23 protein-coding genes are annotated in these 25,690 nt (G+C 45.5%); 13 read left to right on the top strand and 10 right to left on the bottom strand.

Annotated elements, in window-relative coordinates:
- Positions 1-10: 10 nt before the first annotated feature.
- Together rbfA and PPO43_RS09380 are read right to left on the bottom strand one after the other, a co-directional pair.
- A complete protein-coding gene (rbfA, locus tag PPO43_RS09375; protein WP_272617147.1) occupies positions 11-418 on the bottom strand; it encodes a 30S ribosome-binding factor RbfA in 408 nt (135 codons plus the stop codon).
- A 545-nt stretch (positions 419-963) separates the two neighbouring features.
- Positions 964-1,989 carry a zinc-dependent peptidase gene (locus PPO43_RS09380; protein WP_272617149.1) on the bottom strand — a complete coding sequence of 342 codons (1,026 nt, stop codon included), beginning with the start codon at positions 1,987-1,989 and terminating at the stop codon, positions 964-966.
- Between the two features lie 89 nt (positions 1,990-2,078).
- On the opposite strand from PPO43_RS09380, the gene PPO43_RS09385 reads away from it, so the two are divergent.
- Positions 2,079-3,365, top strand: a complete 1,287-nt coding sequence (locus tag PPO43_RS09385) for a 1-acyl-sn-glycerol-3-phosphate acyltransferase (protein ID WP_272617150.1) — start codon at positions 2,079-2,081, stop codon at positions 3,363-3,365.
- Here the strand turns inward: PPO43_RS09385 and PPO43_RS09390 are convergent.
- A complete protein-coding gene (locus PPO43_RS09390; protein WP_272617152.1) occupies positions 3,362-3,988 on the bottom strand; it encodes a hypothetical protein in 627 nt (208 codons plus the stop codon). The two genes, PPO43_RS09385 and PPO43_RS09390, sit on opposite strands and share 4 nt — an antisense overlap.
- A gap of 497 nt (positions 3,989-4,485) precedes the next feature.
- Here PPO43_RS09390 and PPO43_RS09395 point away from each other — a divergent pair, with 497 nt between their 5' ends.
- Together PPO43_RS09395 and PPO43_RS09400 are read left to right on the top strand one after the other, a co-directional pair.
- Positions 4,486-6,072 (top strand): membrane dipeptidase, encoded by a 1,587-nt coding sequence (locus tag PPO43_RS09395; protein ID WP_272617154.1) that lies wholly within the window; start codon positions 4,486-4,488, stop codon positions 6,070-6,072.
- 212 nt (positions 6,073-6,284) lie between these two features.
- The gene (locus tag PPO43_RS09400) at positions 6,285-6,734 is read left to right on the top strand and encodes a T9SS type A sorting domain-containing protein (protein ID WP_015692802.1); all 450 of its coding nucleotides are present in this window, start codon (positions 6,285-6,287) and stop codon (positions 6,732-6,734) included.
- Between the two features lie 306 nt (positions 6,735-7,040).
- Here PPO43_RS09400 and PPO43_RS09405 read toward each other — a convergent pair whose 3' ends face one another.
- The gene (locus tag PPO43_RS09405) at positions 7,041-8,363 is read right to left on the bottom strand and encodes a citrate (Si)-synthase (protein WP_272617157.1); all 1,323 of its coding nucleotides are present in this window, start codon (positions 8,361-8,363) and stop codon (positions 7,041-7,043) included.
- A gap of 137 nt (positions 8,364-8,500) precedes the next feature.
- A complete protein-coding gene (gene rfbA, locus PPO43_RS09410; protein WP_272621332.1) occupies positions 8,501-9,370 on the bottom strand; it encodes a glucose-1-phosphate thymidylyltransferase RfbA in 870 nt (289 codons plus the stop codon).
- 263 nt (positions 9,371-9,633) lie between these two features.
- Between rfbA and PPO43_RS09415 the strand changes: the two genes are divergently transcribed.
- The 5 genes from PPO43_RS09415 (at position 9,634) to PPO43_RS09435 (ending at position 15,519) form a co-directional block, all read left to right on the top strand.
- Positions 9,634-10,854, top strand: a complete 1,221-nt coding sequence (locus tag PPO43_RS09415; RefSeq protein ID WP_272617159.1) for an MFS transporter — start codon at positions 9,634-9,636, stop codon at positions 10,852-10,854.
- Positions 10,855-12,019: 1,165 nt separating this feature from the next.
- The gene (gene amaB / locus PPO43_RS09420; protein WP_272617161.1) at positions 12,020-13,573 is read left to right on the top strand and encodes an L-piperidine-6-carboxylate dehydrogenase; all 1,554 of its coding nucleotides are present in this window, start codon (positions 12,020-12,022) and stop codon (positions 13,571-13,573) included.
- 136 nt (positions 13,574-13,709) lie between these two features.
- Complete coding sequence (locus PPO43_RS09425) at positions 13,710-14,288, top strand: RNA polymerase sigma factor (RefSeq protein ID WP_272617163.1); 579 nt, start codon at positions 13,710-13,712, stop codon at positions 14,286-14,288.
- The gene (locus PPO43_RS09430) at positions 14,263-14,928 is read left to right on the top strand and encodes a hypothetical protein (RefSeq protein WP_272617165.1); all 666 of its coding nucleotides are present in this window, start codon (positions 14,263-14,265) and stop codon (positions 14,926-14,928) included. Before PPO43_RS09425 ends, PPO43_RS09430 begins: the two co-directional genes overlap by 26 nt.
- A gap of 51 nt (positions 14,929-14,979) precedes the next feature.
- Positions 14,980-15,519, top strand: coding sequence for a hypothetical protein (locus tag PPO43_RS09435; protein ID WP_272617167.1), 540 nt, complete (start codon positions 14,980-14,982; stop codon positions 15,517-15,519).
- Between the two features lie 209 nt (positions 15,520-15,728).
- On the opposite strand, the gene PPO43_RS09440 is transcribed toward PPO43_RS09435, so the two are convergent.
- Together PPO43_RS09440 and PPO43_RS09445 are read right to left on the bottom strand one after the other, a co-directional pair.
- Entirely contained in the window at positions 15,729-16,049 is a 321-nt protein-coding gene (locus tag PPO43_RS09440) for a hypothetical protein (RefSeq protein ID WP_272617169.1), read from the bottom strand.
- A gap of 163 nt (positions 16,050-16,212) precedes the next feature.
- The gene (locus PPO43_RS09445; protein WP_272617171.1) at positions 16,213-16,773 is read right to left on the bottom strand and encodes a DUF1415 domain-containing protein; all 561 of its coding nucleotides are present in this window, start codon (positions 16,771-16,773) and stop codon (positions 16,213-16,215) included.
- 53 nt (positions 16,774-16,826) lie between these two features.
- On the opposite strand from PPO43_RS09445, the gene PPO43_RS09450 reads away from it, so the two are divergent.
- The gene (locus tag PPO43_RS09450) at positions 16,827-17,168 is read left to right on the top strand and encodes a nucleotide pyrophosphohydrolase (RefSeq protein WP_272617173.1); all 342 of its coding nucleotides are present in this window, start codon (positions 16,827-16,829) and stop codon (positions 17,166-17,168) included.
- Between the two features lie 28 nt (positions 17,169-17,196).
- A complete protein-coding gene (gene serC / locus PPO43_RS09455; RefSeq protein WP_272617175.1) occupies positions 17,197-18,264 on the top strand; it encodes a 3-phosphoserine/phosphohydroxythreonine transaminase in 1,068 nt (355 codons plus the stop codon).
- A 63-nt stretch (positions 18,265-18,327) separates the two neighbouring features.
- On the opposite strand, the gene PPO43_RS09460 is transcribed toward serC, so the two are convergent.
- Complete coding sequence (locus PPO43_RS09460) at positions 18,328-18,717, bottom strand: hypothetical protein (protein ID WP_272617177.1); 390 nt, start codon at positions 18,715-18,717, stop codon at positions 18,328-18,330.
- 768 nt (positions 18,718-19,485) lie between these two features.
- On the opposite strand from PPO43_RS09460, the gene PPO43_RS09465 reads away from it, so the two are divergent.
- Genes PPO43_RS09465 through PPO43_RS09475 form a run of 3 tightly spaced genes read left to right on the top strand, consistent with a single transcriptional unit; the run spans position 19,486 to position 23,728 of the window.
- Entirely contained in the window at positions 19,486-20,070 is a 585-nt protein-coding gene (locus PPO43_RS09465; RefSeq protein WP_272617179.1) for a TetR/AcrR family transcriptional regulator, read from the top strand.
- Positions 20,071-20,100: 30 nt separating this feature from the next.
- Positions 20,101-22,509: a 3-hydroxyacyl-CoA dehydrogenase/enoyl-CoA hydratase family protein gene (locus tag PPO43_RS09470; RefSeq protein ID WP_272617181.1), complete on the top strand. Its 2,409-nt coding sequence runs from the start codon at positions 20,101-20,103 to the stop codon at positions 22,507-22,509.
- A gap of 49 nt (positions 22,510-22,558) precedes the next feature.
- A complete protein-coding gene (locus PPO43_RS09475) occupies positions 22,559-23,728 on the top strand; it encodes a thiolase family protein (protein WP_272617183.1) in 1,170 nt (389 codons plus the stop codon).
- 415 nt (positions 23,729-24,143) lie between these two features.
- Here the strand turns inward: PPO43_RS09475 and PPO43_RS09480 are convergent, their stop codons facing one another.
- The gene (locus PPO43_RS09480) at positions 24,144-24,890 is read right to left on the bottom strand and encodes a hypothetical protein (protein WP_272617185.1); all 747 of its coding nucleotides are present in this window, start codon (positions 24,888-24,890) and stop codon (positions 24,144-24,146) included.
- A gap of 36 nt (positions 24,891-24,926) precedes the next feature.
- Positions 24,927-25,646, bottom strand: coding sequence for a hypothetical protein (locus tag PPO43_RS09485; protein ID WP_272617188.1), 720 nt, complete (start codon positions 25,644-25,646; stop codon positions 24,927-24,929).
- Positions 25,647-25,690: the final 44 nt, after the last annotated feature.

A 25,690-nucleotide genomic window follows, 5' to 3' on the forward strand; every position in this document is an offset into this window, starting at 1 on the left:
GTTGGGGAATTTAGTCCTCTTCACGGTCCTGCTGCGCATCTTTCATCGAGCGCATTACATTCTTTTCTCCATTGATTTTCTGAAAGAGCTTATCGATCTCTTCCACCTGGTCCAAGGTGTCATCAATAAAAAACTTGAGGCGAGGAATGCGGCGCACCTGCTTGCGAATGCGCTTGCCCAATTCGGTCCGCAAACGCACCAAATTTTCCCACATTTCCTTAATGACTTCCTGCTTGTATACGCTATTGTACACGCTGAGATAAACGTAAGCAATGCCCATATCAGAGCTCATGCGCACTCGGGTAACGGTTACCAAAGCATCGCCATAAATGAGGCGGCCTTCATTTTGGAGGACCACAGAAAATTCTCGTTGAATCATAGCAGCTACTTGCCGCTGTTTTATCGTTTGCTGTTCCATTTCTATTCTTAAATTATTCTGGTTTTGGGGCCTGCGGCCAGTTCGGCCTTTGGCCTCAGTTGGCCGCCGCTATGTTGCGCAGCTCGCTAGTCGCTCGGCCCTGCGGCGCTAAAGCGCCTTGGTCTGGCCTATCGGCCACCCCTGCACAGCGCTAGGCCAATAAACGCCTAGCCAATTGGCCAAACGCAAAGGTAAAAAAGAGCGAGCAGCTTTTTTAATTTTATCCTTCAGAAGCTTAAAGCCCCAAAAGCCTAAAAAAGGTTCAAAACGCCTTGTTCTGAACCCCTAGTTTTGCGGCCGAAGCCCTTTATTGGACCTGAAAAAAGGCCGTAGATCGGCTGAGCGCTGCGGAGCGGGTGGCCCGAAGGGCCAGACCAAAGGCAGGCTTTGCCTGCCTGCAGGGCCGAGCAGAACTGCGAGCCCCGCAGCATAGCGACCCGCCCAAGAACTCATGAGGGTTTTAACCCTCATTTTGTATAAGTTCGCAAAGCGATACCGCTTTGCGCTGGGTTTCAACCCGGCGGAAGGGGCAGCCCCAAATTTCCTTAATACTGACGAGCATTTTTAAGGCAGCATTGTTTATACTTTTTGCCACTGCCGCAGGGACAAGGGGCATTGCGGCCCAGTTTGCGCCCATTATAGCCAATCATGGCTTGGGCCGCTAGGCGAAAATGCTGTTTGGTATCTTGTTGGAAAATCTTTTGCATCAGTTCGTAAAGCTCTGGCTCTCTTTTTTGCATAACTTCGGGCCGCTCAAAGAAATATTCGCTGGCCACAGCAAAAAATTCCACCTTGTTGGTGGCCCCATAAGGATTCATATTCGATTTGCCCGCCTTGATGTTCTCAATTTCTTTGTGCATGACCTCTAGCCAAGGCTCCAAATATTGATTTTGCAAAAAGACCTCGGGCACCCCATCGTAGTTGCCATCGGCGGCATCCAACAAATGAGCAAACTCATGAATGCCCACATTGAGCTTATCGCCAGAATTTTGGAAGCCAGAAATTAAGGCCGGCTTAGAGAGAATCATCATGCCCTCCATCACACCCGTGCCTACCATGCCCCAAACGGAGCGGCCATGGCCTTCGGTGCGAAAATCTCTATCAAAAGCGCCTGGATAAATGAGGATTTCGCCTAGGTTTTCATATTCCCAATCGGGAAAGCTAAAAACGGGAATTTCGGCACTGGCGGCGGCTAGGACCAAAGTGAGGTCATCCACCTCTGTTTTGACCCCCGTTACTCGGGTTTCATGCAAAAAGATTTGGATTTCGGTTTCAAAGCGTCTTTTATCCGTTTCAGAAAGGGCGCGATAAAAGGCCACATATTCCTCTAAAATTTCCCGCCATTTTTCGGGAAAAGGCGTGTTTTCTAGCTTTTGCCGCTCTCTGTATTTTTTGGTCAGAATGCTATATATATTATAGCTGACGACAAAGTTGGTCAGTACAAGTATAATTAAGAGCTCGGGAGTAACGGCGCTAACAAAGGTAAATAGATGAAAGGTAGCACTAATAATAAGCACAATGGCTAGGGATAGCAGTTGATTGAGGCGGACTTTTTTGGCGGAGAGTAGCATAGGCAAATCTAAGATGAAGCTTGGAGTTTGGCTTGAAAATACCGCTTTTAGCTTAAAAACTGCTAGTTTTGCCCTCCAATCTCTAGTTTATGATGTACAGCTTCTTGCGCCAACTTGTTCGATTATTGCTCTTTGGTTTTTTTCGCCGTTTGTATTGGCGACAAAAGCAGAGCTTGCCCCAAAATGGGCCTTTATTGATTATTGTCAATCATTCGACTGCCTTTACGGAAATGCTCATTTTGGGGGCATTTCTGCCCCGCTCTATTTATTATTGGGCCAGGGCGTCGGTTTTTACTAATCCTTGGGCGCGTTGGTTTTATCGGCAAATTCACATTTTGCCCATTATGCGGGCCGAAGAAGGGCTACGGAAGTTAGACCAAAATGCCTCGACCATGCAGCAATCGCAGGCTTATCTAAAAGAGGGCTTGGCGGTGGTCATTGCGCCAGAGGGAAATTGCGTGATGGAAAAGCGTTTGCGGCATTTTCGGACGGGCACAGCACGTTTGGCGCTTTCTACTTTGGAGCAATTGCCCGCGGGCCAAGATTTGCAAGTTTTGCCTATTGGGGTCAACTTTAGCCATCATAAAAATTGGCGGGCCGAGGTCAAAATTAGCATTGGCGAGCGCTTTTCGGTCCGAGATTTTGAGGAAGATTACCAGAAAGATTCGCAAAGAGGGGCCAAGTTATTAACTTATGCCATGCGGGAAGCCTTGGCCAAAGAAGTCATTTGGATTGAACGAGAAGAGGACGAAGAATTAGCCGAATACTTATATAGTTTTGCCCGTCAGGGCCAGGGCCAAGCAACAGGCTTTTTACAGGCTGATGCGGGCGCCTTGGGCGAAGATCAGCGCTTGACAGAGCAACTCAATGCTTTGGAGGAAGAGAAAAAAGCGCAGCATTTGGCCGCTTGTCGAGATTATTTTGGGGCTTTGGCCGAGCATAAATTGCCCTTGGCCATTTTTCAGCAAAACCCAATTTCGCCTGTTTTATTTATTTTGTTTTTGCCGCTCTATTTGGCGGGTTGGCTACTTTCTTGGCCTTTGTTTACGGCTATTCGGGCCTTGAGAGCGCATTTTATTCGCTCGCCTAAAAGTCAACATTTTTGGGGACCTATGGCCATTGCCTTAGCCTTAGTTTGTTGGATTCCTTATGGTTTAATTTGGAGCATTTTTGGGCTGTTTTACTTTGGTGCCCTAGGCTTACTTTTGCCTGTCTTGGTCCTTTGTCTTAGCTTATTTTATGTTCGGATGCGAGATGCGGCCCTTTTATTTTTGGCCAAATTGCGCTGGATGAAATTGGGAGCTAGCGAAAAAGAAAGCCTGCAAGAGCGAGGAAAATCGCTATTGCAGGCCTTGCGTCAAGATTTTGATCTTTAGAACTGAAAAGTATCAATATCCTTCACTTTATTTTCGAACCAGGCAATGGGCTGTTGTGTCTTGTTGCCTGTCCAAGTATCGCATTTAAAAAAGTTGTAGAACAACTGTTTATTTTCTGGTCCAAGCTGCTTAAACGTTTGGGCCAGTTTATTTTCAGCCTCCTCCTCGCGGCCTTTTTGCCAAAATTTCCAAGCATAATAGGCTTCATCATGCAGCGCAATCAGTTGCAAAAGCCGCTCATCACTCAAGTAATTTTTGGCAAAGCGCTTGGCAATTGCCGCATGATGCTTCGACCAATCTCTTCTAGGGCGCTGGCTTTCCTCCAAATACTTAAAGGTATCGTGAATAATGGCGACCAAACGAAGATCTTGGCGCACATTGGCCGAAAAATTCACGGCATCAATGTTCGCTAAAACATCTTGGATATGAAAAAGAATTTGTCCCTCGGGATGACCTGGTCGAGGTCGACCCCAAAAGGCACCACGCAGCCAAGCTGGATCCATCAAAAGAATCCGCTCTAGCTTGGTTTCTGGCTGAATATAATGCTCCAAAACTGCCCGCTGCCGGTTGACCGTTAGCGGAACTTGGATGGGCCTGGGCGCTTGATAGTTGAGGTTAAACATAAAATTAGGGCGTAAAACTGCTTGTTAGCTAAAAAATAAGGCCCAATAAAAGGCCAAATTAGTCTTTATTTAGACCAAATATCTTACCAAGAATTAAGTTTTCTTTAGTAAATTCAACGATTGTACAAAGTCTTTTATTATAGACGAAAATAGGGGGCTTTTGGTTCGAGTAAAAAGGGCCAACTACTGTTTTTTATTTGGGGCTGCCCCTCCGCTGCGCTTCGGGTCCTGCCTTTTCGGGGCTCGCAGGTCTGCTCGGCCCTGCAGGCAGGCTAAAGCCTGCCTTTGGTCTGGCCCTTCGGGCCACCCGCTCCGCAGCGCTGGGCCTGCGGCGGCTTCGCCGCCTGTAGGACGCAAAATAATAGGTACACGAGAACAAAATTTTGATAATTAGTTGTTTAGCCCGTTTAAATTCTTATCTTAGAAAAACCGAGTAGGTCCAAAAGATCTGCTATTTTTTATTAGCTAATTTAAATTAAATAAACGTACAATCAAAAATGAAAAAAGTCTCCTTCTTCTCCCTATTTTTTCTTTTGGGACTGTCTTTATCGGCCCAAGAATCCTATCAATTTAATGTAACGGATTTTCCTTATACAGATGTGCATTTGCATTCTGCGCTCAAGCCATTTAATTCCTTAGATGTTTGTAGTTATAGTATTTGGGAACCGATCAATCATAATTGTGAGGGTAAACTATCTAAATTGTTTGTGAGCAGCTCAAAGGAAGTACCTCGCTACTCGCAATGCCATTTTGAGGGCCTGATGCGAGGAAATGTTGGCCTTGGCTTTTTATCACTTACGCCTTTGGAGAAGGGAATGATGCATGTACGTCTATTAAATGAAAAAAAGAAGGGGAAAGGGACCATGGCCTGTGTCTCTGGAGTAGAGTTTGACGATATGCCCTGCCGAAAAGAACAGATTAACTATTATGAGGATTTACGAGCCAATATTGCTTATGTATTAGAGGGAGAAGGGCAAAACTATTATATGTATGGAGAACCCAAACAGTATGAGGTCGCTCAAAGCAGCGAACATCTGCAATCCCTTTTAGCCGATGAACACAAGTTGGCTATTGTCTTGAATATTGAAGGAGGACATAGCTTGGGCCTTTCTCTAGAAGAAAATGATATCTCTCAAACAGAAGAATATGCCGAGTTGTATCTGAAAAATGTGGACCGAATGAAGGGCGTTTTGCCTTTGACTGAGGGCGGAGACGATTATTTGGAACATCCTGTTTTGAGTATGAATATCAATCACTTTTTTTGGAATGGCCTTGGGGGACATGCTCGGACTTTTAGCGGGCTACAAAATTTTGTCTTTGGAGGAAAAAAAGGAGTAGGAGAGGGGCTGACCCCCTTGGGAGAAAAGGTCATCAAAAAGATGCTGGACCAAGAAAATGGCCGCCGCATTTTAGTGGATGTTAAACACATGAGTTTGGATGCCCGCCTTTGGTATTACAATTACTTAGAGGAGCTAAGAGCCCAAGGAGATACCGTTGGCATTATTAGTTCTCATTCTACAGTGGCCGGCTGCTCTATTTATGATAAGGCGTATAGCCGAAAGGATAATAAGGCCAAAAATAAAAATGCTTACCTCAATCGCTGGACCATCAGTTTGGCCGATGAAGATATTCGCCAAATACATCAATCTAAAGGCATTGTGGGCATTATGCTCGATAAGTACCGCCTAATGGGCAATAAGGCCAAAAAAGCTGTGGGTGAGACCGTAGAAGGCTCGGCCCAAAGAAGAAAACTTTATGTACAGGTCATTATGGCCAATGTTTTTGCTACAGTAAAAGCCGTAAATGAGCCCTCTGCTTGGGATATTCTAGCTCTAGGCTCTGATTTTGACGGCATGATTGCGCCTTTTGAATGCTATGCTAGCTCTGCAGATATGCCTGTTTTGGCCCAAGATATTTATGCCTTTTTAAGTGAACCAGAAGCTATCTTTGATTTGTTTACAAAAGAAGAAGTGGAGGCCTTAATGTTTGATTTGAGCCCAGAAGAAATTTTGCGCAAATTTATGTACGAGAATGGAAGAAACTTCGCGCTACGTAATTTGCCTAAAAGTCAGTCTGAAGGTTAAAAATCAAAATTTTATATAGAAAAATGCTTGTAATTACATTTTTTTGAGTAGAATTACGTCAGAAAGGCCAATATACTAGGCCAAATACCGTTATTGATAGACAAATAGAAATTAATTATGGGTTAAGGTGCTCTAAATATTTGGAAATCTGAGTTTTGACCCCTACATTTATTGTAGAATTCTATTTTTATCATTCTTAAAACTAATGCATTATGAGAATCCTAACCGCTGTACTTGCATTTGTGCTCGCTTTCAATAGCTTCGCATTTGCTGCGCCTCAGAATGAGGACAAAATGGTAGCTGTTGTTCTTCTTATGGACAACGGTGACGACAAAGAAGTTGTAGCTACTATCTACACTAGCCTTATGGCCGCTGAAAAAGTAGCCAAAGTAATGAACATCGAGATGATCGCTTCTGATGATCCCGTTGAAAATGATGTTTTCGTTTTCTCTCTAAAATCTGAAGAGCAGAAAGACGTAACCATGAAAATGTTCGATGAAGAAGGTTATGAGTTGGCTGCCCACCGTGTGATGGAAGTTAACGAAGGTAGCAACTACAATGCACTTAACGTAGAAACTCTTGATGACGGAACTTACATGTTCCAAATCACTGATGAGTCTGGTGCTGAGCTTAACCGCAAAGTAACTATCAAACGTCAGTAATTTCCTGTCGTCTGAAATGTATAGAGGGTAGCAGTTTGTTCTGCTGCCCTTTTTTTGTGCCTATACTTGGCCCTTTTACGGTTTTGCAGGCCCGAAGGGCCGCAGGCCTAGCGCTGCGGAGGGGTGGCCCAAAGGGCCAGACCTAGGCGGCGCAGCCGCCGCAGGGCCGAGCAGACTTGCGAGCCCCGAAGCGTAGCGCCGCAAGGCGAAGCCGCAGCGGAGGCCCCATTAAAAAAGAAGAATTATAAAAAAGCCCATAACAACTTGCGTTGCTATGGGCTTTAGTTTATTCAGTCAAGCAGAAGATTATCCTTCTACAGTGCTTTTCTTCAAAAACTCTTTGATGGCTTTGGTCGTCATTGACTTAGGACGCTCTAGAGGCATACCTAGGGCGCGAGACCAAACACCTGCAGCCAATACACCCATGGCGCGAGAAACACCAAAAAGTACAGTGTAGAAGCTAAATTCTTTGAGGCCGTAGTGCATGAGTAGTGCACCAGAGTGAGCATCTACATTGGGCCAAGGGTTTTTCACTTTGCCCAAATCCTGAAGGATTGGAGGAACAATAGTGAAGAGTTTCCAAACGATGCTTACAATTGCGTCATCCTTGATGTACTCTTCAGCAAAGTGGCGTTGAGCAATATAGCGGGGGTCGGGCTGGCGAAGAACGGCATGACCGTAGCCAGGAATTACCTTACCGGCTTCCAAAGTTTGGTTGATATATTCTGTGATTTGCTCATTAGTGGGGGTGTCTGTACCTAGATCATCCACCATTTCCAAGATCCATTTGATAACTTCTTGGTTAGCCAAACCGTGAAGGGGACCAGCCAAGGCGTTCATACCACCAGATAGCGAGTAGTAAGGATCGCTAAGTGTAGAGCCTACCAAGTGCGTGCTGTGTGCAGAGGCATTTCCACCTTCATGATCTGCATGGATGGTAAGATAAAGACGCATAAGTGACTTAAAGTCCTCATGCTCAGAAATTCCAAGCATATGAGCAAAGTTTGCTCCCCAGTCTAGGCTAGGATCAGCAGCAATGTGCTCATTGTTGTGGAAGGTACGGCGGTAGATATAAGCAGCTAGACGAGGAAGTTTAGCAATTAGGTTCATGCTATCCTCATAGTAAGCATCCCAATATTCGTTTTTGGGCATACCTTCTTCGTAGCGCTGAGCGAAAATACTATCATTTTGTAGCGAGAGGATCCCCATGCTCAATTGAGTCATAGGGTGAGTATCTGCAGGCATAGCATCTAGCATAGCTGTGGTGCGAGCAGGAAGTTCACCTCTTTTTTTCCATTCTTCAGTTAGCCAGTTCACCTCTTCTTGGCTAGGAATTTCACCGACTAGCATGAGCCAGAACAATCCCTCGGGTAGAGGCTCCTTGCAGTTGGGCGCCTTGGGCAACAACTTGCGTAGCTCACGGATCGAGTAGCCCCGGAAGCGGATCCCTTCATAGGCATCAAGCTCAGAAGTCTCCCAAATCATACTTTTCATGCCGCGCATACCGCCATACAACTGGCTAATAGCAACTTGGTCGATAATTTTATCTCCATGTTCTTTGAGCATTGCTCGGTTTTCTTGAAAGAGCGCAGCGGCTTTCTCCGCAAATTTTTGTTTTAAGGCGTCCATTTGAATTTTATATTTAAATGTCATTATCAGCGATGAGCTTGATAACTTTGGTGATAATATGGAAGGGGAATAAAACCGATGTAGCAACAAGTATATGATGAAAAAGTTGTTTGTGCTAGCTAGTTTCCTCCCTAAGTTTACAGTCCCATTTTGAGTAGGTGCAACAAGTACTCGCCATACCCACTCTTTTTATATTTTTCGCCCAATTGGGCTAGTTGTTCCGCATCAATAAAGCCCATCTGATAGGCTACTTCTTCGATACATCCAATTTTGAGGCCTTGGCGTTGCTCAATCACCTCAATAAATTGCCCCGCCTGCATTAAGGAGGCATGTGTGCCCGTATCCAACCAAGCAATTCCACGGCCCATAGGGCTTACCTTGAGACGACCCGCCTTGAGATAGTGCAAGTTCACATCCGTGATCTCTAACTCCCCTCTAGCAGATGGCTCCAAGTTGCGAGCAATTTCAATAACATCATTGTCATAGAAGTAAATGCCCGGTACCGCATAATTAGACTTGGGCGTTTTGGGCTTTTCTTCAATAGAAATCGCTTGGCGATTTTTATCAAACTCTACCACACCATAACGCTCTGGATCAGAAACGGGATAAGCAAAGACTAACCCGCCCTCTACCTGGGTGGCCGCTTGAAGCTGCTCATCTAAACGATCGCCATAAAAAATGTTATCGCCCAAAATAAGCGCAACTGAATCCTCCCCAATGAAATCCTCCGCCAAAATAAACGCTTGCGCAATTCCCTCTGGTTCGGGCTGCTCGATGTAGCTGAAATTGCAGCCAATCTGACTGCCATCACCCAATAACTTCTGGAAATTAGGCAAGTCATGAGGCGTAGAAATAATTAAAATATCTCTAATCCCCGCCGACATCAAGGTCGATAAAGGATAGTAAATCATAGGCTTATCGTAAACCGGCATGAGCTGCTTGCTAACAGCTAATGTCAATGGATACAAACGCGTTCCCTGCCCACCGGCTAGAATAATTCCCTTCATGATTTTATGGATTTGCTCTCTGACTTTCACACAAAAGTCAATATATAGATAATACAATATTTATCCCAAAAAAAGCCAGCCTTTTTAAGCTAGCCTAAGAGATTTAAGGCTTCCTTGAAACAGACTCCTAAAGTCTGTTAAGGGCCTTTGTTTACGCCTAAAAATAGCCATATTTGCGACATTCCGAAAACAAAAGCAAAAAAAAAGTGGGCAACCTTTAGCCCCTTATTTTGTTTTGCTTACTGTATTCAAATCTCAATATCATGAAAATAAAATTTAGCCCTAGCGAAAAACTCTTACTTTTTAGTTTGGCAGGGGCAAAGTTTACGCACATTATGGACTTTATGGTCCTTATGCCTCTAGGCCCACAACTTATGCGAGTACTCGATATCTCGGCCAAGGAGTTTGGGGTCCTCGTTTCTTCTTACACCTTCAGTGCAGGCGCTACCGTTTTGGCTAGTGCTTTTTTTATTGACCGATTAGACCGGAAAAAGGCGCTGCTATGGACCTATGCTGGCTTTTGGTTGGGAACCCTAGCCTGTGGTTTGGTCAATAGCTACGAAACGCTGGTCCTCGCCCGTATCCTAACAGGCCTCTTTGGTGGCCTGCTCAACGCACTCGTCCTTTCCCTAATTGGTGATGTGTTTAGCTTAGAAAAACGCGCCTCTGCTATGGGCGTAGTCATGGCCGCTTTTTCTGCCGCCGCTGCCTTCGGGGTACCCTTTGGTATCTATATGGCCAGTATGGGCAACTGGCGCTGGCCTTTCCTGATTTTGGCCGTGGCTTCTTTGCCCGTTTTGGTCGGCCTCTGGTACTTTATTCCAAATCTGGAATATAAGGAAGAGGGACCCAAAGCGCCTCCCTTTAGCATTATCCAACGCACTTTTAGCAATCCCAACCAACTCCGAGCCTTGGGCATGACGCTCTTGCTTATCCTCGGCCAGTTTATGATTATTCCCTATGTGAGCCCATTTATGGTCGGAAATATTGGCTTTAGCGAGATGCAATTAGTCTATATTTACCTCTGTGGCGGTATTCTCACACTATTTACTGGTCCCGCTATCGGCCGTTTAGCCGACCAAAAAGGCCACAAAAATATTTTTGTCACTTTTGCCATCTTATCCATTTTACCTCTACTGTTAATCACGCATTTACCCGATTACGGTATCCCTTTCGCCCTGCTCGTGAGCTCGCTCTTTTTTATCCTCATTAGTGGCCGAATTATTCCCTCTACTACGATGGTGGTCTCTAGCGTAGAACGAAAGTACCGAGCTGGATTTATGAGCCTAAATACCGCTATGCAACAACTAGCCGCGGGTATGGCCGCCCTGCTTAGTGGAAATATTGTGGTGGAAATTGCCCAAAAAAATACCGATGTCGTCGCTATCGGTAATTATAATTATTTAGGCTACCTAGCAGTGGGCTTTACCTTTTTGGCCATTTTCTTGGGCCGAAAGATTGTCCCGCTAAAAGAAGCTGAATAATCTTTTTCTCCTTTTATTTTGGGGCCCGCGGCCGCCCTTCGCCTTGGCGGCCGCCGCTATGCTGCGGGGCTCACTATTCGCTCGGCCCTGCGGCGGCTGCGCCGCCTAGGTCTGGCCTGACGGCCACCGCTCCGCAGCGCTGGGCCGCTCATCTTTTGTCTTTTTTTGGGCGGTTTTCTTCGGCGGCTGGGCAGTTTTTTTTGGACTGTTTAAAACTTTGTGTCTGCCCTTCTCATCGCCTAGGGGCTTGTCGATTGGCTGAATTTGTTTCCTTTCTCCTGGTTAGCAGTTGTTCTAGCCCTTGCTTGTCCTCTTTTTATCTTCTATTCCTCTTCTTTAGTCTATGGTTCTACTCTTTTACTGTTGCTATGCAGTGGTTGTACTGCTCTGATGTAGTAATTGACTGTTCGGCTGCAGTAGTTGTACTGCTTGTATGGAGTCCTTTACTGTATGCTAGAGGTGGTCAAAGTCTATAATATAGGTTGTGGAAGTCGATTATGTAGGTTATGGAAGTCCATAATATAGGTTGTAGGACCCCAAATAGACGTCTCAGGACCTCTATTTAGAGGTCCCTAGACGTATCTCACGGGGTTTAGGGACGTATCTCATGCAGCTCGGGACGTACCCAATGGAGTTTAGGGACCTATCTCATGCAGTTCAGAACGTACCCAATGGAGTTTAGAGACGTATCTGATGGACTTAGAGGACGTATAGTATAGATTTCTAGCCTTTTGGGTTTTAGTTTTCTGCTTGGCAGAGACAAAAAATAAATTCTCCTTCTGTATACTGAAGCACTAAAGAACAGGCAGCAAAAAGCGATATTGGGCTAGGTCCCCAAGGCGGCAAAGCCGCCTTCGGCTGAGGGATGGAAAGTGGTGCGGCGCAGCCGCAGACCCAGGGGCTGAAGCGCAGCGGAAGCCCCGCAGGGCCGAGCAGACCTGCGAGCCACGGCACAGCCCGACCCGCCCGATAATTCATGAGGGTTTCCACCCTCATTTTGTATCGCTTCGCAAAGCGATACCGCTTTGCGCTGGGTTTCAACCCGGCGGAAGGGGCAGCCCCAAAACAAACAGAATAAAAACAAGCCTTTAGTCCCTCCCTATTTGGCAGAACTTTCGGTTTCTGTTATCTTTGAAAAGATTTTTGAACACAAAATTACAGCAAGATGCAAACAGCAGAGCAAATTGATATGAGCCAAGTGCTCAAAGAACTAGGATTGGCCGATGTCAATGCAGGTAGTAGCACTGGTTTAGAGGATTTTCACGAGGCCAATGCGCCCTTGATTTCTTCTTATTCTCCCGTAGATGGGGCCTTGATCGCTAAGGTTTATGCGACTAGCCAGGCCGAATATGAGCGCATTGTTTCGGCTGGACAAGCTGCTTTTAAGAGCTGGAGAACCACGCCTGCTCCTCAACGTGGTGAAATTGTGCGCCAATATGGAGAGGCTTTGCGTCGCCATAAAGACGCTTTGGGCCGCCTCGTTTCTTATGAAATGGGAAAAAGCCTGCAAGAAGGCTGGGGCGAAGTACAGGAAATGATTGATATCTGTGATTTTGCTGTTGGACTTTCGCGCCAACTCTATGGCCTCAGCATGAAATCGGAGCGCCCTAACCACAGAATGTATGAGCAATGGCATCCATTAGGGATTGTAGGGATTATCTCTGCCTTTAACTTCCCCGTAGCCGTTTGGTCTTGGAATGCTATGATTGCCCTCGTTTGTGGGGATGTTTGTATCTGGAAAGGCTCTGAAAAGGCTCCTCTTTGTGCTATTGCTTGCCAAAACATCTTGAAGCAAGTTTTGCAAGAGAATAAATTGCCCGAAGGCCTTTCGGCTATCGTAACAGGTGACTACCATGTAGGAGAGTGGATGACCAATGACGAGCGCATTCCATTGATCTCTGCTACAGGTTCTAGCCGTATGGGCCGCATCGTGGGCCAAACTGTAGCTGGCCGATTTGGTAAAACCCTTTTGGAATTAGGGGGGAACAATGCGATTATCGTTACGCCTCAGGCTGACCTAAAAGTGACGCTAACTGCTACGATCTTTGGCGCTGTAGGTACTTGCGGACAGCGTTGTACTTCTACTCGTCGCCTTATCGTCCATGACTCTGTTTATGATAAAGTAAAAGAGTTGTTGGTCAATGCTTATCCTCAACTTCGCATTGGTAATCCTTTGGACCAAAACAATCACGTAGGGCCATTGATCGACCAAGATTCTGTAAACACTTATTTAGCGGCTATTGAAGCCGCTAAAGCTGCTGGCGGAAATATCTTGGTAGAAGGTGGTGTATTGGAAGGTGAAGGTTATGAAAGCGGTTGCTATGTGAAGCCTTGTTTGATTGAGGTGAGCGAGCAATTTGATATCGTAAAAACAGAAACTTTTGCTCCTATTCTATACTTGCTCAAGTACAGTGAATTGGAAGAGGCTATTGCTATGCAAAATGATGTTCCTCAGGGATTGTCTTCGGCCATCATGACCGATTCTATCCGCGAAGCAGAGCTTTTCCTTTCTGCTCAAGGCTCTGACTGTGGAATTGCCAACGTAAATATTGGTACTTCTGGAGCTGAAATTGGAGGTGCTTTTGGTGGAGAAAAAGAAACTGGTGGAGGACGTGAGTCAGGTTCTGACGCTTGGAAGGCCTATATGCGTCGCCAGACCAATACCATTAACTATGGTGCAGATGTACCTTTGGCTCAGGGAATCAAATTTGATTTCTAAGCTAAATAGTTAAGAATTAAGGGGCTGCGGAATATGTTTCGCAGCCCTTTTTTTGTAAAATGAGGGGAATAAATAAAAAAATTTTAAACCTCGGGCCTTCCTTGGCATCCTAGAAGCGAAACAAGGAAGATGCGCTATGAATAAAATAACAATGGCCCTAGAAGAAAGTAGTTACCTACAGCCAGAAGAGCAGGAATTGCTCCAGCAACTGCAAATGCCGCTAAGCTTTGAGCGTGCCTTTAGTCAGTTGGTGCAACAATACCAAGAGCGCCTATATTGGCATTTGAGAGGAATGCTTGGCCCCCATGAAGAAGCCGATGAGGTGCTGCAAAATACCTTTATTAAGGTATATAAAGGTATTGATAAATTTAGAGGACAATCTAAACTCTATACCTGGCTTTACCGAATTGCTACCAATGAGGCCCTTAGCCATTTGCGCAAGCGTAAGCGGCATCGGACAGAGAGTCTGGAGCTTTTGGACCATCAGGCACCCGCTCAAGCGGATAGCTATCTACCTGCAGAAGATATCCAAAACCTATTGCAAGAAGCAATTGCTCTTTTGCCCGACAGACAGCGACAAGTATTTTTGCTTCGCTATTATGATGAAATGCCTTATCAAGATATGGCCGAGGTTTTAGAACTTTCGGTGGGTAGCCTAAAGGCTAGCTATCATCATGCAGTGAAAAAAATTGAAAACTATATTAAACAGCAATAAGATGAAGGACCCCAAAAAAGGAGCAGAAGTTTGGGCCGAGCTAGCGGACTTAAGCCCGCTTTTGGCAAAGCATCGGCAACCCTTACCCCAAAGTCAAACTGCTCCCCCCAAGGATTATTTCCGAAACCTGCCCCAACGCCTAGAAGAGCGCCTAGAGGCCGAAGAAGAACTGGCTAGCATTAGCCCATTTTTGGCTCAACATAAAAAGCCCTTAGCCGAAGAGCGCACTGCTCCTCCAATTGGCTACTTTGAGCAAAACCTCTTGGATCTCAAAAAGAATAGAGCTCGAAAAAGAAAGCGCCTTTGGCCAAAAATAGGCCTGGCCGCCTCTGTGGCCCTATTTGCTGGAACGGCAAGCTTTTGGCTACTCGACAACCCTCGCCTCAATAGCAATGCCATGGCAATAAATAGCGAAATGGCCGAAACTTACCTATTGGCTGAGCTCGATGATTTGCCTATGGATGAACTTATGGCTTATGTAGATGACTATACCTTAGATCAACTAGAAGCCAATTTGCTCCTCTCTACAACTGGCGCGGCTATAGAAGCTGAACTACTAGAAGAAACAAACAATGACGATCTTCAAGAATATCTAGAAATGGACGAACTAGATCAACTTGAGGATGATATTCTCAACTAGAACGCTTGAAAAAGCAGTTCCTAAACAACAACAATCTAAATTCTGATGACTATGAAGTATCTATCATTTATGATGCTACTCTTGTTGGGTAGCCTCGGCCTAAATGCACAACCCCCTGCAGATGGCCCCAAAGAAGACAGCCCCCGCCGTGAGCGTATGGAAGCCCTTCGCGTTGCGTATTTGACAAAAGAGCTAGAATTGTCTAGCGATGAAGCTAAAAAATTTTGGCCTGTATATGAGGCCTTTAAAAAGGAGAAAGAAGCTTTGCGCAAGGATGGAAAAGCCCTACATCAAAAAGATCTGGCCTTGATGTCAGACAAGGAAGCTGAGGGCATCTTTGAAGAGCAAATGAAGCTGAAAGAAAAGCATATCGCTCTAGAGCGCAAATACCATAAGGAGTTTAAGAGTGTTTTGCCTTTGCGCAAAGTTCTTATGCTCCAAAAGGCCGAAAGAGGCTTTAAAAGAGAGATGCTCAAAGCTATGAAAGGCCGCCATAAAGGAGGTAAACACCATGGCGGTAAGCACCATAGAGGCGGGAAACCTCATCGCGGACATGGCGAAGATGGTCCTCCCCCTCCCCCCAGAGATTAAGGTCAATCTCACTCATTTTTTGGAAGGAAAAGGTCTGCTTTGGCAGGCCTTTTTTATTTGGGGCCTGCCGCCTTCGGCGGCCGGGCTGTGCACTGGCTCGCAGGTCTGCTCGGCCCTGCAGCCGCCTTCGGCGGCTTGGGTCTGCGGCTGCGCCGCACCAGTTACAGGCCCCTAGGCCAAAGCGAAGGGCTTTTGTTGGGCCTTTGTCCTTACCAAGGAGCAACCCCGTCTTCTTCATCGGCTTCTTTTTGGGGATAGGCTTGGCGGTAGGCCCATTTCTCTTTGGCCCGAGCAATAAACAATTGGGCCAGTAAAATATTGATGGGTTCATTTTGGGGCTGCTCCAAAATCTGTCGAACCTTATGCTCAGCAATGTCCCAACGGTAACAAAGCTGAAAGAAAGCCTCTTGCAAAGGATCCAGGTAGGAGAGGAGCGCTTGGGCCAAGGCTTCTTCTAGTTGGGCCTCTTCTTGGGCCTGCAAAAAAGGAAAGTCTTTGGCCAAAATACTCAGTAGGGCAGGAGTAGACATAAGCGTATTTTTTAGGATGTAGAGGAGCGAAGCGACTGGCTGAGGGATGGACAGCAGTGGCCCGAAGGGCCAGACCAAAGCGCTTTAGCGCTGCAGGGCCGAGCGAATAGCGAGCTGCGAGACAGCCCGACCCGCCCTACGGGCGGGGCAGCCCCAAAAAAAACTAGTCTTCAGTGAGATAGCAAGCTTGTAGCTTTTCGGCCCAATAGCTAGGGGGCTGTTCATTGAGTAGGGCTTGATTGCGGATGGGAATATTTTCGGGTTGGGGATAATGGGCTAGGGCCAGTTCCATTTCCGCCTCTCGGATGAGGTGGAGCATGGGAAAGGGCGATCGGTTACTATAATGGCTGCTTGCTTGTTCATCTTCGCCAGCAAAAAGGTATTGGGGGTGAAAACTGGCGAGTTGATAATGGCCGCGCAAATCGAGTTGGTCAATGAGGAGATCGGCCAGATCGAGCAGGTCTAGATAATCAAAAAAGTTGGCAAAGCCGCTTTCAAAAATGAGCAAGCTCGTGCTAATTTGCGGTTGATCTTGCAGTTCCTGCAAAGCCTGTTCAAGGTCCAACAGGGCCGCTTCTACGGTTTGGGCGCTAGAGCTGTGGTAGGCAATGCGATTTTGGCGATGAGGGGCATAGGCAAAAGGGCAAAGTTGTAGGTCGAGTACTACGGCTTTTAGCCAGGCCTGGGTAGCTGGAATCGCCTTGGAATTTTTATTTTCTTGCATAAAAGCTTATTTTGAACAAGTTCTGGACGAAGATAAAGAATGCAAAGTAGAATATGGAAATAAAAGAAGCACAGGCCGCCGTAGACCATTGGATCAAGACGGTAGGCGTTCGTTATTATAATGAGTTGACCAATACGGCCATCTTAATGGAAGAGGTGGGTGAGTTAGCTCGTTTGATGGCTCGAATTTATGGAGAGCAATCCTTCAAACGGATTGAAGATGAGGCGAATGCCCAGGAAAACTTGGGCAGTGAGATGGGCGATATTTTATTTGTATTGCTCTGTTTGGCCAATCAGACTGGGGTAGATTTGGGTCAAGCTTTGGAGGATATCATGGAAAAACGCAAAATTCGGGATGCCGAGCGGCATGCCAACAACCCCAAATTGAAATCATAGGCCGCTACTGGCGGACAAAAAGAACCTTATGAAGAAGCATAATTTTTCGGCTGGACCAGCCATTTTACCTGCCACAGTTTTGGCCGAAGCGGCCGAGGCGGTAAAAGAATTTGGACAAGAAGGGCTTTCTATTTTAGAGATGTCGCATCGTTCTAAGCCGATTACGGCCGTAGTGGATGAGGCTCGGGATTTGGTGCGGGAGCTCTTGGAGCTAGAAGATGATTTTGAGGTACTCTTCTTGACGGGAGGGGCTTCGACGCAGTTTTTTATGGTCCCGATGAACTTGTTGGGAGAAGGTGAAACGGCTGCTTATATAGATACAGGAACATGGGCGACCAAAGCCATCAAAGAGGCCAAAAACTTTGGTGAGGTAGTGGTTGTGGGCAGTTCTGCGGATAAGGAATTTACTTATATTCCCAAAGCTTGTCAGATTCCGGCCCATTGCAAATACTTACATATTACGACCAATAATACGGTTCGTGGGAGTCAGTTTCATCATTTGCCAGAGCGTCCCGAGGGTTGTTTATTGGTTGCGGATATGTCATCAGACATTTTTAGCCGTCCGATAGAGGCCAACCAATATGATTTGATTTATGCTGGGGCGCAGAAGAACTTGGGACCAGCGGGAGTGACTTTAGTGATTGTGCGCAAATCTATTTTGGGCAAAATCCAGCGTCAGATTCCGACTATGCTCGATTATCAGACGCATATCAAAAAGGGCTCGATGTTTAATACGCCGCCGGTATATCCCATTTATGTATCTATGTTGACCTTGCGTTGGATTCAGGGGCAGGGGGGCTTAAAGGCTATGCAGCGTCGGAATAAAGAAAAGGCGGATTTGTTGTATCAGGCAGTAGAGGCGCATCCTAATTTCCGTCCCACTGTAGCCAAGGCGGATCGTTCTATCATGAACGCCTGTTTTGTAGCGGATACGGCAGAGCATGAGGCGGCCTTTTTGGCTTATTGCGAGGCCAATGGCATTAGTGGTTTGAAGGGCCACCGATCGGTGGGGGGCTTTCGGGCGTCTATGTACAATGCCATGGATTTGGCATCTGTGCAACATCTCGTTGATTTGCTGAACAACTTTAAGCCATAGGGAAAAAGCAAAAGCCCTCGCCTGAATTCAGGTGAGGGCTTTCTTTATTAGAATAGCACGTGTTTATTCAAAAATGACGCAATTGGCTTCTAAAACGAGCTGAGATCCTTCCCCGCCTTTATATTCGGTATAGGGAATTGCTTTTGTGGGCTCGCCATTGAGGTCGATAACCCAGAAGTGATGAACGGGAGCATCTTCTACTAGATCCATCTCCACAACATTTTCATCGGCAGAAATATTGGTCCAGTAGTTTTGGTCCGTAAAAAAGTAGGCTTGGTCCTCTACTTCTTTGGTTTGTGCTTTCTGGCTAACATGAGCTTGTCCTTTGTCGTCGTAACGGACCGAAAGCTGTACTTTTTTACCATCAAAGTTATAGGTTTTGCCTACCTCATAATGCTGAGCAAAAAGAAAAGAGCTGCAGAATAGGCAGAGGAATAAAAGTAAGTGCTTCATTGTATTTGCTTGTAAGATTATAGAATACTTTAAGATAGTTGTTTTTTGTTTACAAGTAGTAGTTGAGATGGTCTTTTTTATGGAATTAGGTCGTTTTCTGGGGCTTGCCCGCCCGATGGGCGGGCCGGGCTGTTTATTCCCGTTGGTCATCGAACTGGCGCCCCTATAGGGGCTGGTTGTCGCAGCTCGCTATTCGCTCGGCCCTGCAGCGCTAAAGCGCTTTGGTCTGGCCCTTCGGGCCACTGCTGTCCATCCCTCAGCCTGCGGCGGCTTTGCCGCCTGTAGGATGGATATATAGAGCTCTGGGTGAAAACCCACAGCAACAATGGTATTGCTCCGCAATGCTTATAAATGAGAGTTAAAACCCTCATGAAGTTAACGCCATCCATTAGAGAGCAAGGCCAGCTATATGGACAGTGGAGGCCCTTTAGGGCTGACTCCATTCTTGTCCCTAGGCGATGAATTGCAGGCGGCGAAGCCGCCATGGCCGAAGGCCAAACGGCCACAACAAGCCCTTTAGGGCGTCTTCGACGACCAAAGGGAGTAACCGATGTGTAGGGGTGGCCGTCAGGCCAGACCCAAGCCGCCAAAGGCGGCTGCAGGGCCGAGCGACCCGACCAACGGGAGCCGACGCAGCGAAGCAAGTAACAGCGAGCCCCAAAGCGTAGCGCCGCAGCTTTGCTGCGGAGGCCCCAAAGAAAAAGGCTAAAAAAATTTGGAATCGAACAAACGTTTGGTAAATTTGCCAAAGCAACAAACCAAATAAAAATGCCCGTACAAAAGATTACGAAAGAGGAAATTGTGCGAAAAGCGATTATTGTTTTTCGGAAGCAAGGGTACAACAAAACCTCTATGCGTGATTTGGCTCAGGCTTGCGGCTTGCAGAAGGGGAGTTTTTATCATTATTTTTCTTCTAAAGAGGCCTTAATGTTAGAGGTCTTGACCACCTTATTGGAGTATTATCGCAAGAAGATTTTTGCCATTGCTTATGAGGAGGAGATGACCCCCTTGGCGCGTTTACAAGCTTTTTTTGATCAGCAGGCGCCTATATTCACGCAAGATTTGGCGGGTTGTCTGTTTGGCAACATTACCTTAGAGACCATTTCGGTAGAGCCTGAATTTAGGCGGGTATTGCAAGCTTTTTTTGAAGATTGGATAGTTGCTTTTGCCCATTTATTTCTGCGGGCTGGGGCTTCTGAAGAGGAGGCGCTCAAGGCGGCTCGGCAGACGGTTATGCAGATAGAAGGCGCATTAATGATGATGCGTGTTTTTCAAGATATTAAATTGTTAGGCTCGGCCTGCAATTGGGCCTTAGAGCGGCTCAGGCGTTGGCCAAAAGCTGAAAAAAAATAATTCCTTCATTAAATTAATTAGAATCACAAGATGAGCAGACGGATTAGTAAAGTCGCTGTACTCGGATCTGGTGTTATGGGAATGGGTATTGCTGCCCATTGTGCGAACATTGGACTAGAGGTATTGCTATTGGACATTGTTCCTTTTGACCTTTCTGAAGAGGAAAAGCAAAACCCTGCAGCGCGCAATCGATTGGCCGATCAGGCCCTTAAAGCCGCGGTTAAGGCCAAGAAAATTGAGCCCTTTTATGATCCTGCTTTTGCTAGTCGTGTAAGCACAGGCAACTTTGAGGATGATTTCCATAAAATTGCTGATTGCGATTGGATTATTGAGGTAGTTGTAGAGCGCCTTGATATCAAGCAAAAGGTATTTGCACAAGTAGAAAAATATCGTAAGGCTGGGGCTATTGTTAGCTCAAACACCTCGGGTATTCCAATTTCTATGATGCTAGAAGGACGTAGCGAAGATTTTCAGAAGAACTTCTGTGGAACGCACTTTTTCAATCCCCCTCGTTACCTCCAACTTCTCGAGATTATTCCCACAAAAAAGACCGATCCAGCATTGATCGACTTTTTTATGGATTATGGTAGCCGTTTCCTTGGGAAGCAAACGGTACTTTGTAAAGATACTCCCGCCTTTATTGCTAACCGCGTAGGGGTATATGCTATGGCCAAGATTTTCCAATTGACGGAAGAGCTTGGTCTTTCTATTGAAGAGGTAGATCAGTTGACTGGTCCAGCTCTTGGACGTCCTAAAACGGGGACTTTTGCCTTGGCTGATTTGGTAGGTCTAGATACTGCCGAAAAAGTAATCAAGGGGATCAAAGATAACTGCCCAACTGATGAGCAAGCTGCCGCTTTTGAGGTACCTGCTTATCTACAGTTTTTGCTAGAGAACAAATTTTTTGGTAACAAGACCAAAAAAGGTTTTTATGAGCGTACTAGACAAAAAGATGAGAATGGCCGCAATATCAAGTTGGCGCTCAATCTAGCGACACAGGAGTATGCTCCTGCTCAGCGCGTGAAAACAGCACTTTTGGGTGATCTCAAAAATGTTTCTGGTCTAGCGGGCAAGGTAAAAACCTTCTTCAAAGATAAATATCAAGAGGACAAAGGAGCTGAGTTGGTTCGCCGCTCATTGTTGGGTCTTTTTGCTTATGTGTCTAACCGCATTCCTGAAATCTCTGATCAGTTGTATAGCATTGATGATGCTTTGCGTGCTGGTTTTGCATGGAAAGTTGGTCCTTTCCAATACTGGGATATGATTGGCCTAGAAAAAGCTGTTGAATTGGCTGAGGCCGATGGACAAACAGTAGCTGCTTGGGTAAAAGAAATGATTGCTGCAGGTCATACTAGCTTCTATAAGGTAGTGAATGGCGTAACTAACTACTATAATGTAGACAGCAAATCTTATCAGCCTGTACCTGGTGCGGAGCAGTCAATTATCTTGGACAACATCCGTGATAAGTCTGTAGTTTGGGAAAACAGCGATGTTCAGCTACACGATATTGGAGACCAAGTACTTTGCTTGGAGTTCCGTTCTTACCAAAACACTTTGGGTGAGGGTGTCGTTCGTGGTGTAATGCAAGCTATTGAAATTGCTGAGCAAGGAGACTGGAGAGGTTTGGTGATTGGCAACAATGCCACGAACTTCTCTGTTGGGGCCAACTTGATGTTGATTGCCCAGATGGCTTATGAGCAAGATTTTGATGAGCTCAATATGGCTATTCACGCTTTCCAGCAAATGAATATGCGCGTGCGTTACTCTAGCATTCCCGTTGTGGTTGCTACTCAAGGATTCACCTTTGGTGGGGGTTGCGAAATGGCTATGCATGCCGATGCTGTCATTGCTTCTGCTGAATCTTATATTGGTTTGGTTGAGGTAGGTGTTGGTTTGATCCCTGGTGGTGCTGGAACTAAAGAATTTGCTCTTCGTGCCTCAGATAGCTTCCACAAAGAGGATGTATATGTTCCCAAATTGATCGACCGTTTCAAAACGATCGCTATGGCTTCAGTGGCTACCTCTGCCCCCAAAGCCTTCAATGAAGGATACCTCCGTCATGGAATCGATCAAGTATCTGTAAATGCTAGCCTCACGCTACAAAAAGCGAAGCAAAAGGTCATCGCTTTGGCCAATGCTGGTTATGTACAGCCGGCTAGCCGCAATGATATCGAAGTATTGGGCCGTGGTGGTCTAGGCGCACTTTATGTAGCTGCCGAAAGCCTTCGCCTAGGTCGCTATGCTAGTGATCACGATATCAAGATTGCTAAAAAAGTAGCTTATGTGCTTTGCGGTGGAGATCTTTCTGCTCAGCAAAAAGTATCGGAGCAATATCTACTCGATATCGAAAGAGAGGCCTTCTTGCAGCTTTGTGGCGAGCAAAAGACCCTCGAGCGTATCCAAGCGATGCTCACGACCGGCAAACCTTTGCGTAACTAAGCCGAGCTACTCATTATTATTTCAGACTTTAAAGATGCTAATATAAAATATGGATGCATATATCGTAGCGGGCTATCGTACCGCTGTAGGACGTGCCAAGAAAGGAGGTTTTCGCTTTATGCGCTCTGATGATTTGGCAGTAGAGGTAATCCAACACCTCCTCAAAAAAGTAGAAGGCGTAGAAGCCGATATGGTAGATGATGTTTTGGTGGGTTGTGCAAATCCCGAAGGGGAGCAGGGCCTCCAAATCGGTCGCCAAATCTCTATGCGCGCCTTAAGCAAATCAGTAGCTGGGGTAACCGTAAACCGCTATTGTGCTTCTGGCCTCGAAACAATTGCTATGGCTACAGCTAAGATTAAGGCTGGTATGGGCCATATCTTTGTTGCCGGAGGTGCCGAGAGCATGAGCATGATTCCCATGACAGGCTATAAGTTGGCCCCCAACTATAATGTAGCTTCCACGACTCCCGATTATTTGGTGGGTATGGGACTTACTGCCGAGGCCGTGAGCAATAAATACAATATTTCTAGAGAGGACCAAGATGAGTTCGCTTATCTATCTCATGTGAAAGCCGCCAATGCTTTGGATCAAGGCTACTTTAATGATCAGATTGTCCCTGTAGATGTTCAGGAAGTTTATGTAGAAAATGGCCAGCGCAAAGAGCGCAATTGGACCGTTGCCCAGGATGAAGGAGTGCGCCGCAGCACAACTACTGAGGCTTTGGCTAAATTGCGTCCCGTTTTTGCCCAAGGAGGTAGCGTTACCGCAGGTAACTCTTCTCAAACTTCTGATGGCGCTGCCTTCGTTTTGGTGGTTTCTGAAGAAATGGTCAAACAACTCAATCTACAACCTATCGCTCGCCTAGCCGCTTGCGCTGTAGGTGGTGTAGAGCCTTTGTATATGGGTATTGGTCCCTGCGTGGCGATTCCCAAAGCGCTCAAGCAAGCTGGTTTGCAGTTGGGCGATATCGACCAAATTGAATTGAATGAGGCTTTTGCCGCTCAATCTTTGGCCGTTATCCGCGAGGCGGGCCTAGATCCCAATATCGTGAACGTCAATGGAGGCGCTATCGCATTGGGCCACCCCTTGGGATGTACTGGTGCTAAGTTGTCGATCCAACTCCTCAACGAAATGCGTCGCCGTAACCAAAAATACGGTATGGTGACTGCTTGTGTTGGTGGTGGACAAGGTATTGCGGGTATCTACGAGCTACTCTAGAAGCCCCAGTCCTCAATAAATAAAAGACCTGCTCCTGCTCGAGAGTAGGTCTTTTTCTTTTTAATTTAGGATGTTTTGGGGCCTGCCGCCTTCGGCGGCCGGGCTGTTTCGCAGCTCGCTACTCGCTCGGCCCTGCGCGGGCTGCGCCCGCTTGGTCTGGCCTAGGGCCACCCCTGCACATCGCTAGGCCGTTTGGCCTTCGGCCCTTTTTCTGTAGTTGGTATTTAGAACTCAGTATAATAAGATGTTGTAAAATGCTCTGGCAATGATTCTAATTTTTTTACTGTACTATCAGCTAATAGGTTAAATTTTTGGCGATCTTCTATATATGAAAAAAGGTAATCTCCATTCATGTTCATGAATGAACTTCTGGATATATATGATGACTTACGGCTTTGTCTTTCTGCGGGAAGGCTTACTGTCTTTTCTGTCCACAAGTTATTTTAGTAATTCGGGTTCGATAAGAAGATTCTATGAATTGCTTTGGTAATGAATCCATTTTTTTTGATATACTATCAGCCAATATATAAGATCCTGTATCGTTTTGAATATATGAAAATATGTAATCGCCATTCATATGGAAATATGACCTTCTGATTATATGAGCTGACTCGCTATCTAGTTTTTTATTGAATTCATTTTCTATTATAGTAGGGATGACTTTAGGGTCAAAGCTAAGCCCTCTATCATCCTTTGTATTGCTTATCATAAGGATTGATTTAGTATAAGCATAATTATCTTTAGGAACGTACTCTGTTAAGTCGTATCCTTGTATAGGAATATTTTTTGGATTAAAAAGATCTAATCCTCGGAAAGAATCAATTGCTATAGAGTAATCTTTGGAAGTAGTAACGGATTTTAAAAATTCAAATCCACTAGAACTGTAGGTCGAAGTTTCTTTATAGATACTTATACGCGCACTACTAGAGTCCTTATTTGGGGAATATACCATTAGCCCTACTTCTATTGTATCATTTCCACTTTTGCTACTAGATAACTCTGTAATCTTCCCATCAGTCCAAGTGGTATCGCCCTCAATAATAGGTTCAGGTTGACTATCCTTAGCTGTAGTTTTTTGAGGGGGGGCCTCTCCACAGCTGCTGAAAAATAAAAGGCCAATTATCGATAGCAAAAGGGGGATCAGGTGTTTGGAGGCTGTCATTGGGTTAAATTTTATTCGTAGAACTAGTTTTATATGTTATTCATTGTAGATCGATTGGATAAAAAAATCTGGTAATAATGATTTTTTAGCATTTAGGCTGTCTGTTATATCTAATCCAAAGTTTATTGTTATATCATGCTTAAATGATAAAAGGTAATTCCCATTCATGTCAAAAAAAGATCTTCTTTGTATATCTGAAGAACTCGTCACTAGAGGGTGAGCTAATTCATGCTCTAATATTTTGGATATGACTTTAGAACTAAAATTGATGAAATCTTTGAAATTTTTTCTATTTCCATAGAGGGCTATTGTTTTTGTTGTTTCTTGATGTTTAGTGTCAATAGAATGATGCATTATGTGATATCTTTTTAAAAGGCTGCTTTCTGCATCAAAAGAATGAAGTCCTTGAAAGGAGTCTATTGCAATAGGGTAAAATGCTGTGATATGAGTAGAGTTGTAGGATTTTTTTTTACTATTAGCAGTAGAACTGCTTCGATTTAATTTGATAGTCGCACTACTAGAGTCTTTATTTGGGCTATATTGTATTAGCTCCACTTCTATTACATCATTTCCCCTTTTGCTGCTAGATAGCCTTGTAATCTTCCCATCGGTCCAAGTGGTATCGCCCTCAATAATAGGTTCAGGTTGACTATCCTTAGCTGTAGTTTTTTGAGGGGGGTCCTCTGCACAGCTGCTGAAAAATAAAAGGCCAATTATCGATAGCAAAAGGGGGATCAGGTGTTTGGAGGCTGTCATTGGGTTAAATTTTTTTGTGGTAATTGGGAGTTAAATAAAGCCCA

This window comes from Saprospira sp. CCB-QB6 (assembly GCF_028464065.1).
In the GTDB taxonomy this organism is placed as follows: Bacteria; Bacteroidota; Bacteroidia; order Chitinophagales; family Saprospiraceae; genus Saprospira.